This window comes from Collinsella sp. TF11-5AC (genome assembly GCF_003436775.1).
Classification (GTDB): Bacteria; Actinomycetota; Coriobacteriia; order Coriobacteriales; family Coriobacteriaceae; genus Collinsella.
Map to the genome: position 1 here is coordinate 102,671 of NZ_QSQO01000001.1, position 11,959 is coordinate 114,629.

Annotated in this window: 12 protein-coding genes and 1 tRNA gene; all 13 read left to right on the forward strand. The window is 63.0% G+C overall.

Going from position 1 to position 11,959, the window contains the following annotated elements:
• The first annotated feature begins 18 nt into the window (after positions 1-18).
• The 13 genes from cmk to DXD16_RS00550 all read left to right on the forward strand — a co-directional run bounded on the left by cmk (position 19) and on the right by DXD16_RS00550 (position 11,594).
• Positions 19-705: a (d)CMP kinase gene (gene cmk, locus DXD16_RS00490; RefSeq protein WP_117654755.1), complete on the forward strand. Its 687-nt coding sequence runs from the start codon at positions 19-21 to the stop codon at positions 703-705.
• Positions 706-708: 3 nt separating this feature from the next.
• Entirely contained in the window at positions 709-1,437 is a 729-nt protein-coding gene (locus tag DXD16_RS00495) for a lysophospholipid acyltransferase family protein (RefSeq protein WP_117654756.1), read from the forward strand.
• Positions 1,438-1,439: 2 nt separating this feature from the next.
• Positions 1,440-2,339: a 4-hydroxy-3-methylbut-2-enyl diphosphate reductase gene (locus DXD16_RS00500; protein WP_117654757.1), complete on the forward strand. Its 900-nt coding sequence runs from the start codon at positions 1,440-1,442 to the stop codon at positions 2,337-2,339.
• Between the two features lie 2 nt (positions 2,340-2,341).
• Positions 2,342-3,784, forward strand: a complete 1,443-nt coding sequence (locus DXD16_RS00505) for a DUF512 domain-containing protein (protein ID WP_117654758.1) — start codon at positions 2,342-2,344, stop codon at positions 3,782-3,784.
• Between the two features lie 10 nt (positions 3,785-3,794).
• Positions 3,795-5,129 carry a ribosome biogenesis GTPase Der gene (gene der / locus DXD16_RS00510; protein WP_117654759.1) on the forward strand — a complete coding sequence of 445 codons (1,335 nt, stop codon included), beginning with the start codon at positions 3,795-3,797 and terminating at the stop codon, positions 5,127-5,129.
• A complete protein-coding gene (plsY, locus tag DXD16_RS00515) occupies positions 5,122-5,805 on the forward strand; it encodes a glycerol-3-phosphate 1-O-acyltransferase PlsY (protein ID WP_117654760.1) in 684 nt (227 codons plus the stop codon). The genes der and plsY overlap by 8 nt, the downstream gene beginning before the upstream one ends.
• Positions 5,806-5,814: 9 nt before the next feature.
• Positions 5,815-6,822: an NAD(P)H-dependent glycerol-3-phosphate dehydrogenase gene (locus DXD16_RS00520; protein WP_117654761.1), complete on the forward strand. Its 1,008-nt coding sequence runs from the start codon at positions 5,815-5,817 to the stop codon at positions 6,820-6,822.
• 18 nt (positions 6,823-6,840) lie between these two features.
• A complete protein-coding gene (gene rpe, locus DXD16_RS00525) occupies positions 6,841-7,512 on the forward strand; it encodes a ribulose-phosphate 3-epimerase (RefSeq protein WP_022095090.1) in 672 nt (223 codons plus the stop codon).
• A gap of 6 nt (positions 7,513-7,518) precedes the next feature.
• Positions 7,519-8,697 (forward strand): cysteine desulfurase family protein, encoded by a 1,179-nt coding sequence (locus tag DXD16_RS00530; protein WP_117654762.1) that lies wholly within the window; start codon positions 7,519-7,521, stop codon positions 8,695-8,697.
• The gene (locus DXD16_RS00535; protein WP_117654763.1) at positions 8,694-9,503 is read left to right on the forward strand and encodes a Nif3-like dinuclear metal center hexameric protein; all 810 of its coding nucleotides are present in this window, start codon (positions 8,694-8,696) and stop codon (positions 9,501-9,503) included. The genes DXD16_RS00530 and DXD16_RS00535 overlap by 4 nt, the downstream gene beginning before the upstream one ends.
• A complete protein-coding gene (locus DXD16_RS00540) occupies positions 9,500-10,219 on the forward strand; it encodes a zinc ribbon domain-containing protein (protein WP_117654764.1) in 720 nt (239 codons plus the stop codon). Before DXD16_RS00535 ends, DXD16_RS00540 begins: the two co-directional genes overlap by 4 nt.
• A gap of 3 nt (positions 10,220-10,222) precedes the next feature.
• On the forward strand, positions 10,223-11,437 hold the full coding sequence (gene coaBC, locus DXD16_RS00545) for a bifunctional phosphopantothenoylcysteine decarboxylase/phosphopantothenate--cysteine ligase CoaBC (protein WP_233502558.1): 1,215 nt from the start codon (positions 10,223-10,225) through the stop codon (positions 11,435-11,437).
• Positions 11,438-11,517: 80 nt separating this feature from the next.
• Positions 11,518-11,594: transfer RNA gene (locus DXD16_RS00550), tRNA-Pro, on the forward strand.
• Positions 11,595-11,959 lie beyond the last annotated feature (365 nt).

An 11,959-nucleotide genomic window follows, 5' to 3' on the forward strand; every position in this document is an offset into this window, starting at 1 on the left:
ACCGAAAGGAAGCATTGCATGATCGTTGCCATCGACGGCCCCGCCGGTTCCGGCAAGTCCACTATCGCCAAGGAGATCGCCCGCCAGCTGGGCTTTAACAAGCTCGACACGGGCGCTATGTATCGCGCCGTCACCTTCGCCGCGCTCGACCGCGGCATCGACCTGGACGACGAGGCGGCCATTGACACCCTCGCCGAGCAAATCGAGATCCGCTTTACCAACGGCACCGGCGAGGACACGCGCCTGACCATCGACGGCAAGGACGCATCGGCCGCCATTCGCACCCCGCAGGTCGACGCCAACGTGTCCAAGGTCTCGGCCTACCCGGGCGTGCGCGCCGCCATGCTCATCCACCAGCGCCGCGCCGCCGAGGACCGCGATATCGTCGCCGAGGGTCGCGACATCGGAACCGTCGTGTTCCCCAACGCACAGGTCAAGGTCTTCCTGACTGCCGACCCGCGCGAGCGCGCCCGTCGCCGCGTGCTGCAGCGCCACCAGAACGACGCCCAGACGCTCACCACCGAGCAGCTCGAGGCCGAGGTCGACGAGACCCTCGACGCCCTCAAGCAACGCGATAAACTCGACAGCAGCCGCGAGGTGGCGCCGCTCGTGCCCGCCGAGGACGCCGTGCACGTCGACTCCACCGCCCACACCATCGACGAGGTCGTCTCGATAATCGAGGACCTCATCAACCAAAGGAGGTAGGCCATGCGCCTGTTTAAGCAGACGCCCGAGGATTATTACAACGCTCCCTACGCCGAGTTCCCAGCGCTCATCCACGGCACCGTCGTCGTAGTCATGGCCATCCTTTGGGCCTTCTCCAAGCTCATGTGGCGTTGGAAGGTCGAGGACGCTGACCTGCTGTTTGAGCGTCAGGAAGGCCGCGGCAGCGTGGTCATCTGCAACCACACCTCGATGGCCGAGCTCTTGGCCGTGGAGACGGCGTTGTTCTTTGGGGGCCGCCGCATTCGTCCCATCTTTAAGTCCGAATTTGCCAAGAGCAAGATTGTGCGCTGGGCCTTTAGCCGCGTTGGCGGCATTCCCGTGGAGCGCGGCACCGCCGACATGAAGTGCCTGCGCGCCGCCCAGCATGCGCTGCAGCGCGGCGAGGACGTCCTGATCTTCCCCGAGGGCACGCGCATCCGCTCGCGCGAGATCAAGCCCGAGGTCCACGGCGGTTTTGCGCTCATCGCTCAGATGGGCAAGGCGCCCGTCAACCCGCTCGCCATTTGCGGCTGGTCCGACATCACGCCCGCGGGCAAAAAGCTCATGCGTCCCAAGAAGTGCTGGATTCGTGCCGGCAAGGCCGTCGCGCTTTCGGACGCGCCGGCCGGGCTTAAGCGTACGGAGCGCCTGACCTGGTTTGAGTCCGAGGCCATGAGCCGCGTATACGCCATGCGTGACGAGCTGTGCGCCGAGCATCCGGGCAGGTTCTAGCCATGATCGAGAACGTGACGAACACCGCCGCGACTGCGTCCGACCACGCAACCGCGCCTACCATCGAGATCGCCGCCCACGCCGGCACTTGCTACGGCGTACAGCGTGCGCTCGATATGGCGCTGGCCGCTGCGCCGCAGGCAGGGGAGTGCAATCAGGTCCATACCTTGGGTCCGCTCATCCATAACCCTATCGTGGTGCGCGAGCTCGCTGAGGCAGGCGTTAGCCTGGCTGAGAACCTGGATAGCGCCGCAACCGGTACCGTGATCATCCGCGCCCACGGCGTGGTGCCGCAAGTGATCGATGCTGCCCGCGAGCGCGGCCTTACCGTGGTCGACGCCACCTGTCCCTACGTGAAGAAGGTCCATGTGGCCGCCGAGCGCCTGGTACGCGAGGGCTACCGCGTGGTAGTCGTAGGCGAGCCGGGCCATCCCGAGGTTGAGGGCATCTTGGGCCACGCCGGCAATGATGCACAGGTCGTGAGCTGTGCCGCCGACGCCACCGCCTTGTCGCTCAAGGGCAAGGTAGGCCTCGTCGTGCAAACCACCCAGACTGCGCAGAACCTCGCCGAGGTCGTGGCTGCTATCACCCCGCGCGTGCAGGAGCTGCGCGTGATCAACACCATCTGCGCCGCCACGAGTGAGCGTCAACAGGCAGCAGCCACACTTGCCAACCGCTGCGACTGCATGGTCATCGTGGGCGGCAAGAACTCGGGCAACACCCGCCGCCTGGCGCAGATTTGCGCAGACGCCTGCGAGCGCACGCATCACATCGAGGAAGCTTCCGAGCTCCAGGCCGCGTGGTTTGCCGACGCTCACCACATCGGCATCACCGCCGGAGCCTCCACCCCGCAAGAACACATCGAACGCGCCGTCACGCGCATCAAGGAGCTTTGCCGCTAACCATGGACCAGACCGTACCCGCATACGCCGCCGAGGTGGCCGATTACGGGCGCAGCCGCGACCCCGAGCCGGGTGAGGGCGCGCTCGTCAAGAACGTGCGTCCCGAATCGCCCGCGTGGGATGTGGGTATCGAGCCGGGCATGCGCGTGCTCACGGTCAACGGTGAGCAGCTTACCGACATGATTGTGTGGCTCTGGGAGGCCGACGATGATACCGTCGAGCTCGAGGTTTTCGACCCGCGCGACGGCACCGTCACCCCCGTCGAGCTCGACCGCTTTCCCGGCGAGGATTGGGGTTTGGAGTTCGATGGCCCCATCTTCGACGGCATGCGTACCTGCGTCAACGCCTGCGTGTTCTGCTTTATGACCATGCTCCCCAAGGGCGGCCGCTCCACGCTCTATATTCGCGACGACGACTATCGCCTAAGCTTTTTGCAAGGCAACTTTGTCACGCTTACGAACCTCACCGACGAGGACGTGCAAAACGTCATCCAGCGCAACATGAGTCCCATGAACGTGTCGGTCCACGCTGTGAGCCCCGACGTCCGCCGTCGTATGATGGGCCGTAACGCTCAGCGAGGCATGGACGTACTCGAGACCATCATGGCCGCCGGCATCGAGATTCACGCGCAGATTGTGCTGTGCCCCGGCATGAACGACGGCGAGGAGCTGGAAAAGACCCTGCGCTTTTGCGAGGAGCACGAGCAAATCACAAGCCTGGGCATCGTGCCGCTCGGCTTTACCAAGCATCAGAACCGTTTTAGCTGGTCCTACAGCGACAAGCCCGAGCTGGCGCGCGAGACCATTGCCATGATCCGTCCCTACCAGGACCGTGCCTTCGAGCGCTTTGGCCGCCACACCTTCCAGATGAGCGACGAGTTCTATCTGGACGCCGGCATCGATCCTCCCGAGGCGGACTTTTACGACGGTTACCCGCAGTACTACGACGGCATCGGCATGATCCGCTCGTATCTAGACGAGACCGACGACGTGCTTGCCGCCGATACCGAGCGTCTGGCCCGCGTCCGCGAGGCCATCGCCGCCCGCAGCCAGCACCTGCTGTGCCTCTCGGGCGCCAGCGCACGCGACACGGTGGCCCGCTTTGTGGAGTCGCCCCAGGGACTCGCCGGCACTGTCACGGCCATCAAGAACCGCTACTTTGGCGGCAACGTGGACGTGACCGGCCTCATCGTCGCGTGTGACATCTTGGAGCAGCTGCCACAAGACCTGTCGGGGGTTATGCTCTTTGTGCCTAAGCTCATGTTCAACGCTGACGGCATGACGCTTGACGAGTATCATCGTGACGATTTACTCGCAAGCCTTACCAGTCGCGGCGCCGAGGTTCATGTGGTGTCGACCATGCCGCATGAGCTACTCGATACCCTGGAGCACATCCTTGGCATTGTGCCTGCCGACTCTACTAATTCCGCTGACCCTACCCATTAAAGGAGAGCAGATGAAACCTATCGTCGCCGTCGTCGGACGCCCCAACGTGGGCAAGTCCACGCTCGTTAACCGCCTGGCCCAGACCTCGGACGCCATCGTCCACGAGTCTCGCGGCGTCACGCGCGATCGCTCATATCACACGGCCGATTGGAACGGCCGCGAGTTCACCATCGTCGACACGGGCGGTATCGAGCCGCTCAAGAGCGACGACGTCTTTGCCACGTCCATCCGCGACCAGGCGCTCGCCGCCGCCGAGGAAGCCGCCGTCATCCTGTTTGTGGTCGATGGCCGCACCGGCGTCACCGAGGAGGACGAGTCGGTCGCTCGCATGCTCAAGCGCTGCGACAAGCCGGTCTTTCTGCTGGTGAACAAGCTCGACAACCCCGATCGCGAAAACGACAGCATCTGGGAGTTCTATTCGCTCGGCGTCGGTGAGCCCACGCCCCTCTCGGCCCTGCATGGCCACGGCACGGGCGACCTGCTCGACGATATCGTGGCCCTGCTTCCGGAGGAAGAGGACGAGGTCGCCGATGAGTTCCCCGACGCCCTGAACGTCGCCATCATCGGCCGCCCCAATGCCGGCAAGTCGTCGCTGTTCAACCGCATCCTGGGCGCCGATCGCTCTATCGTGTCCAACATTGCCGGCACCACGCGCGACGCCATCGACACCGTCGTGGAGCGCAACGGCAAGCACTACCGCATGGTTGACACCGCGGGTATTCGCAAGAAGAGCACCGTGTACGAGAACATCGAGTACTACTCGATGGTCCGCGGCCTGCGCGCCATCGATCGCGCCGACGTGGCACTGCTCGTCGTCGACGCCTCTGTGGGCGTCACCGAGCAGGACCAGAAGGTCATGGGCTTGGCCATCGAGCGCGGCTGCGCCATCGTGGTGCTGCTCAACAAGTGGGACCTGCTCGACGACGACCGCAAGCGCGAGGCCTGCATGGAGACCGTCGACCGCCGTCTGGGCGTTATGGCTCCCTGGGCCCAGTACCTGCGCATCTCTGCCCTGACCGGCCGCAGCGTCGAGAAGATCTGGGCGATGGTCGACGCCGCCGAGAAGACGCGCTCGCAAAAGATCACCACCTCGCGCCTCAACACCTTCCTCACCGACCTGCGCGAGTTCGGCCACACCGTGGTGGACGGCAAGCGCCGCCTGCGCATGCACTACGTGACTCAGACGGGCATCAACCCGCCGACGTTCACGTTCTTCGTCAACCACAGCGACCTGGTCAACGACACCTACCAGCGCTACGTGGAGAACCGCATGCGCTCGACTTTCGATTTTGCCGGCACGCCCATTCGACTCTTCTTTAGGAAGAAGGAACAAAAGGATGCATAATCCGATTCTGCTGACCGCCATCTGCGCCGTGGTCTCGTTCTTTATCGGGGCGATTCCGTTTGGCCTGATCCTGGGCCGCGTGTTCAACCACACGGACATTCGCAAGGCGGGTTCCGGCAACATCGGCACCACCAACGCGCTGCGCGTGGCCGGCCCCAAGGTGGCCGCGCTCACGCTGCTGCTCGACTGCCTTAAGGGCGCCATCTGCGTCCTTATCGCCCGTCCGCTCATCGCGGGCGTGGGCTATGGCTTCCCCGTAAGCATCATGGCGCCCGGAGCCCCCGGCGACTGGATGCTCGGTGTCATTTGCCTGGCAGCCGTGTGGGGCCATATCTTCTCGCCCTATCTCAACTTCCACGGCGGCAAGGGTATCGCCGTTGGTCTGGGCGTGATCCTTGCCTGGTACTGGCCCATTGGCCTGTCGCTGCTGGGCATGTTTATCGTAGCCGTTGCCATCACCAAGTATGTGTCGGTGGGTTCGCTTGCCGCAGCCATCGGACTTCCTATCGCTGCTTGCGCGGTCTTTCCGTACAGCAGCCTGGGCCTCAAGTTCTGCATGGCGATGATCGGCATCACCGTGGTGTGGGCCCATCGCGCGAATATCCAAAAGCTCATGACGGGTAAGGAGTCCAAGCTCTCGTTTACCAAGCGCGTCACCGAGCCCGACGATAAGTAGGAGAGAGTCATGAATGTTGCGCTGATTGGCTCCGGCTCCTGGGGAACCGCCGTCGCCGGTCTTGCCGCCGCGCGAGCCGAGCGCGTGACCATGTGGGCCCACAGCGAGCAGACGGCCGCCGGCATCAATGCCGAGCACCGCAATCCCCGGTATCTGGTGGACTACGAGCTGCCCGGCAACGTTGTCGCCGCCACGGACCTGTCGCAGGCGCTCGACGGTGCCGAGGCCATCATCTTTGCCGTGCCCTCCACGCACCTGCGCAGCGTATGCCATCAGGCAGCACCCTTCATCGCCGCCGATACCCCGGTGCTCTGCCTCACCAAAGGTATTGAGCCCGAATCCGGCCTGCTTATGAGCGAGGTCATCGCCAGTGAGATCGGCAACGAGTCGCGTGTCGCGGCGCTCTCGGGCCCAAACCATGCCGAGGAGATCTGCCGCGGCGGGCTTTCTGCCGCCGTCATCGCCAGCAAAGATCCGCAGGTAGGGGAGACCTTTAAGGACCTGCTCCTATCCACGGCCTTCCGCATCTACCTGTCGCAGGACATGACCGGCGTCGAGGTTTGCGGCGCTATGAAAAACGTCATCGCCATCGTGTGCGGCATCTCCGCCGGTAGCGGTGCGGGCGACAACACGCTCGCCCTTATCATGACGCGCGGCCTGGCCGAGATCAGCCGACTGGTGCACGCCCGCGGCGGCCAGGCTATGACCTGCATGGGGCTTGCCGGCATGGGCGACCTCATTGCCACCTGCACCTCCGAGCATTCGCGCAACCGCACCTTTGGCTACGAGTTTGCCCACGGCGTCTCGCTCGACGAGTACCAGGCACGTACGCATATGGTGGTCGAGGGCGCCGTCGCGGCCCGCAGCGTCAGTGAGCTTGCCCGTTCACTGGGTGTAGACATTCCGCTCACCTTTGCTGTGGAGCAAACGCTCTACAACGGTGTTACTTTGGATAGGGCGCTCGAGATTCTTACCGATCGCGTCCCATCGCAAGAGTTCTACGGACTCACCGACTAGCGCAGAAAGGCTTCTACCATGGGTTCCATCAAAATCGCTCCGTCCGTCCTTTCAGCCGATATGGCCAACCTCAAGGGCGAACTCGACAAGATTGCCGGCGCCGACTATGTGCACTTCGACGTCATGGACGGTCACTTTACCGGCAACCTCACCTTTGGCGTCGACATCCTTAAGGCCGTCAAGCGCTCCACCGACGTGCCGGTCGACGCGCACCTGATGGTGTCGAACCCCGACGAGACCGTCGATTGGTACGCCGATGCCGGTGCCGACATGATCACCGTGCACTACGAGGCCTCCACGCACTTACACCGCACACTCACCCATCTGCAGCAGCGCGGCGTCAAGGCCGGCGTGGTGCTCAACCCCGCAACGCCTGTCTGCGTTCTCGAGAGCATCATCGACGTCGTCGATATGGTGCTGCTGATGAGCGTGAACCCTGGCTTTGGCGGCCAGAGTTTTATCCCCGGTACCATTGCCAAACTCCACGAGCTTAAGGCCATGTGCGAGCGTCACGGCGTTTCGCCCCTCATCGAGGTCGATGGCGGTATCTCTTCCAAGAACATCGCCGAGGTCGTCAAGGCCGGCGCCAACGTACTCGTAGCCGGCTCCGCCGTATTTAAGTCCGAAGATCCCGCCGCCGAGGTTGCGCTGCTGCAGAAGCTGGGCAATGAGGCCGCACAGGAGGCATAAACCCTTATGACCGCAGGTCAAAACCGCATACCCGTGAATCTTGACTATGCCGCCTCGACGCCCATGCGCGCCGAGGCGCGTCTTACGCAGCGTGAGTACGATGATAGCGAGCTTGCCGGCGTCAACCCCAACTCGCTGCACTCGCTTGGCCGCAAGGCCGCCGCGCGTCTGGAGGCCGCACGTCGTGAGATCGCCCGCAGCTTTGGCGCACGCGTCCGCCCGTCCGAGATCGTCCTAACCAACGGCGGCACCGAGGCCAACCAGCTGGCGCTTCTCGGTCTTGCCGAGGGCGCTCGTCAGCGCGATCGCAAGCGCGATCGAGTAATCGTGTCGGCCATCGAGCACGATTCGATCCTGGACAACCTGCCGCTGCTGCGTTCCGCCGGCTTTGCCGTCGACCTAGTGCAGCCCTGCCGTGCGGGCTACATCGAACCTGCCGCGCTGGGCGACTTGCTTGGCGACGACGTGGCACTCGTGAGCATCATGGCCGCCAACAACGAGACCGGCGTGGTACAGCCCATCCGCGAGCTTGCCGCAGCTGCGCACACCGTGGGTGCCCTGTTCCACACCGATGCCATCCAGGGCTATCTGCACATTCCGCTCGATGCCGCCGAGCTGGGCGTTGATGCCATGTCCGTCGCTGCACACAAAATTGGCGGTCCTGTGGCATCCGGCGCGCTTTACGTTAAGACCCGCACGCCGCTGCGCCCCCGCATCTTTGGCGGCGGACAGGAAGCCGGACGTCGTGCCGGCACGCAGGACCTGCGCACGCAGCTGGCCTTTGCCGCTGCCGCCCGCAAGCTGGCACCCCATGTGGCCGAGGAGCGCGCGACGCTGCAGGCCCTGTCCGATAAGCTCTACGCCACGCTTACGGCCCATCCGCGCATTCACGCCACCATGGGCGACTACATGCAGGCCGACCGTCTGCCCGGCATGGTTTCGATCTACGTCGACGGCATGGACTCCGAGGAACTTATCATCAAGCTCGACGCCGCCGGCTTTGAGGTGTCGGCAGGCTCGGCATGCTCGAGCGGCAGCATGGACCCCAGCCACGTTTTGAGCGCGATGGGCATCGGTCGCGAGCAGGCGCTGGGCGCACTGCGCATCTCCTTCGACGACCGCGTGAATCCGGGCGATCTGGACGACTTTGCCCAGACGCTGCTCTCGATCGTAGGCGCCGCATGATCGTCGCCGAGCTTGAACGTGCGCTGCTGGCGCGCTATCCCAAGGCGGACGCCGAGGGCTGGGATCATGTTGGGCTATCTGTGGGTGATCCCGCTGCAAAGATCACCGGTGTTGCCTGCGCCCTCGACGCGACCGAGGCCAACGTGCACCGCGCTCTCGAGGACGGTGCCAACGTGCTACTGACGCATCATCCCATCTATATCAAGGCGCCCGAGGCCTTTTGTCCGGCCGATTCCGCGCGACCCCAGTGCAGCGCTGCGCTGTACGAGGCAGCTCGTTGCGGCGTGAGCATCATCTCGCTTCACACCAACCTGGACCGCTCGCACGAAGCGCGTGTTCGCCTGAGTGAGTTGCTGGGCGCTGAGCCCATGAGCTCGCTGGAGCATGTGGACGAGCCTGAGCTCACCGGTCTGGGCGCACTCTCGACCCTCCACGATGCCTGCAGCCTGCGCGATCTCGCCAACCGTGCCGCCACGGCCTTTGGCAGCGACCTTCGCGTGTGGGGCGACGCCGATCACCCGTGCCGGACCGTCGCCATTTTGGGCGGCTCCCTGGGCGACTTTGGCGAGCTCGCCATCGCCGCAGGCGCAGATGTCATCGTGACGGGTGAGGCGGGCTACCACGTGGCGCAAGACCTTGCCTTGCGCGGGCTGGCGGTGATCTTGCTCGGCCACGACCGCTCCGAGGAGCCGTTCGTTGATATCTTGATGAACTCTGCAGTTGACGCCGGGGTCGACCCCCGTCATGCGATTAAAATACTGAACCCTTGCCAATGGTGGACTGTGACAAAAGGAGAGAACTTATGAGCGCCGGCGCTACGCTACTCAAGCTGCAACAGATCGATTTGGAGCTCGCCCGCAACAAGAGCGAACTTGCCAATATGCCGGAGCTCAAGGAGCTCGCTTCCAAGCGCAAGACCTATGTAAAGCTTAAGTCCGAGATGACCAAGCTCTATGCTCAGCGCAAGGACCTGGACATTGAGCTCGACGACCTCAACACCACCGAGATTCAGACCAACAACGCCATCGAGGCCGCCAAGAAGCGACATGTTGATGGCTCTGACTACCGCGAGGTTCAGGACCTAGAGAACGAGCTCGCCACGCTGGCTAAGCGTCTTGACAAGATCGAGCACACCCGCAAGGATGTCGTCGTTGCCCACAAGGAGGCGCTCGACCGCGAGGCTCGCGCGCAGGCCATCATCGCCAAGTTCGAGGAGGGCGTGAAGGCCGACACCAAGGCCGCCCGCGCCAAGGCCGCCGACCTCCAGGCACAGATTGATGCCGCCACCAAGGAGCGCACCGCGCTGGCTGCCACGCTTCCGACTGACGTGCTCACCGACTACGAGCGCCTGCTCAAGCAGTTCCGCGGTCTGGCCGTCGAGACCATCAAGGGCAACATTCCTACCATCTGCCACACCGCACTGCAGGCATCGTCCATGAGCGACCTCAACCACGACGGTAGCGAGATCGCGCACTGCCCGTATTGCCACCGCCTGCTGGTGCTTCCCGGCAAGGAAGCTTAAATGATGACGGCGGCATCCAACAATTCAATGCAACTTGAGGGAAATACGATCCTGCTGGGCATTACCGGCGGGATCGCCGCCTATAAGTCGTGCAATATCGTGCGCCTGCTGCAAAAGCGCGGCGCGCGCGTCAAGGTCGTTATGAGCGAGTATGCCACCGAGTTTGTGGGCCCACTCACCTTCCGTGCGCTCACCAATGAACCGGTCGCCGTAGGCCTGTTCGATGATCCCTCCGACCCCATCCACCACATTTCGCTGGCGCAGGAGCCCGATCTGGTGGTCGTAGCGCCCGCAACGGCTAATATCATTGCCAAGATGGCCAACGGTATCGCCGATGACCTCATCTCCACGACGCTGCTTGCCACACCGCGACCCATTGTGATCGCGCCGGCCATGAACAACGGCATGTGGAAGGCTCCGGCGACACAGGCCAACATGGCCACGCTGCGCGAGCGCGGTGTTCACGTGGTGGGACCAGGCAGCGGCTACCTTGCCTGCGGCGACGTGGACACGGGACGCATGAGCGAGCCCGAGGACATTGTCGAAGCCATCTGCGAGGTGCTCAATCCCGTGCCGCAAGACCTGGCGGGCAAGCGCATCGTCATCACCGCCGGCCCCACGCACGAGCCGATCGACCCCGTGCGCTTCATCGGCAACCGGTCGTCGGGCAAGATGGGCATCGCCCTGGCGGGGGAGGCCGCTCGCCGCGGCGCTGCGGTCACGCTTGTGCTGGGACCGACATCGCTCGATGTCCCCAGCGGCGTGGATTGTTTGCGCGTGCAGACCGCCGCAGAGATGCTACAAGCGGCGTTAAACGCGTTCCGGACGGCCGATGCGGCCATTTGTGCCGCAGCCGTCGCCGACTACACCCCCGCAGCCCCTGCCGACCATAAGCTCAAAAAGGCCAACGAGCGCCTGGATCGCATCGAACTGGTCGAGACGGTCGATATCTTGGCCGAGCTTTCGCGCCAAAAGGGGGAGCGGTGCGTGATCGGCTTTGCGGCCGAGACCGATAACGTCGTGGAGTACGCGCAGCGAAAGCTCACCCGCAAGGGTTGCGATGCCATTATCGCCAACGATGTCTCGCGCGCCGATTCGGGATTTGGAACCGATACCAACAAGGCGTGGATCGTGAGTACAGCGGGCACGCAAGAACTTCCCGTGCTAACAAAACCCCAGCTCGCAGATACAATTTTGGACTTGCTTCAAAATTTGTAAAAAAGTTCTTGCACAAGGACAAAGTTTCGGGTTAATATACTCCCTGTTGCGAGCGAGAGCAGAGCAACAAACAAAAGCTTCGGGACGTGGCGCAGCTTGGTAGCGCACTTGACTGGGGGTCAAGGGGTCGCTGGTTCGAATCCAGTCGTCCCGACCAGAAGTTTGCAGGTCAGGCATCTAGTGCCTGACCTTTTTTGTTTTAAGCAATTGATTAATTTTCAGTAAGCAACAGGGTGCCAATAATCTACCTACGCGATAATCGCTTTTTGCGGTTACTTGCGCGTTTTGCACGCGCTTGAGCCGATTTAATAACGCGATATGAATCTACATACGCGTAGCTGGTATACAGCCGAGTACAGGCTGTATTTATCGCGGCGATTTACATAGATATAGCGACTGTAACGAACAAGCGTGTCGCTATATTTATTCCAGTAGTTCACTAGATCGGTGGACAAGTGGGCTGTTGCAACGAAACGCCAAGCAGGATGGGCTCCATACGAGGATGCCGCAGCGGTAATGGCG

Excerpts from the sequence above, each read along its gene's own strand:
- cmk (WP_117654755.1), top strand. The coding sequence starts at position 19 with ATGATCGTTGCCATCGACGGCCCCGCCGGTTCCGGCAAGTCCACTATC.
- DXD16_RS00495 (WP_117654756.1), top strand. The coding sequence starts at position 709 with ATGCGCCTGTTTAAGCAGACGCCCGAGGATTATTACAACGCTCCCTAC.
- DXD16_RS00500 (WP_117654757.1), top strand. The coding sequence starts at position 1,440 with ATGATCGAGAACGTGACGAACACCGCCGCGACTGCGTCCGACCACGCA.
- DXD16_RS00505 (WP_117654758.1), top strand. The coding sequence starts at position 2,342 with ATGGACCAGACCGTACCCGCATACGCCGCCGAGGTGGCCGATTACGGG.
- der (WP_117654759.1), top strand. The coding sequence starts at position 3,795 with ATGAAACCTATCGTCGCCGTCGTCGGACGCCCCAACGTGGGCAAGTCC.
- plsY (WP_117654760.1), top strand. The coding sequence starts at position 5,122 with ATGCATAATCCGATTCTGCTGACCGCCATCTGCGCCGTGGTCTCGTTC.
- DXD16_RS00520 (WP_117654761.1), top strand. The coding sequence starts at position 5,815 with ATGAATGTTGCGCTGATTGGCTCCGGCTCCTGGGGAACCGCCGTCGCC.
- rpe (WP_022095090.1), top strand. The coding sequence starts at position 6,841 with ATGGGTTCCATCAAAATCGCTCCGTCCGTCCTTTCAGCCGATATGGCC.
- DXD16_RS00530 (WP_117654762.1), top strand. The coding sequence starts at position 7,519 with ATGACCGCAGGTCAAAACCGCATACCCGTGAATCTTGACTATGCCGCC.
- DXD16_RS00535 (WP_117654763.1), top strand. The coding sequence starts at position 8,694 with ATGATCGTCGCCGAGCTTGAACGTGCGCTGCTGGCGCGCTATCCCAAG.
- DXD16_RS00540 (WP_117654764.1), top strand. The coding sequence starts at position 9,500 with ATGAGCGCCGGCGCTACGCTACTCAAGCTGCAACAGATCGATTTGGAG.
- coaBC (WP_233502558.1), top strand. The coding sequence starts at position 10,223 with ATGACGGCGGCATCCAACAATTCAATGCAACTTGAGGGAAATACGATC.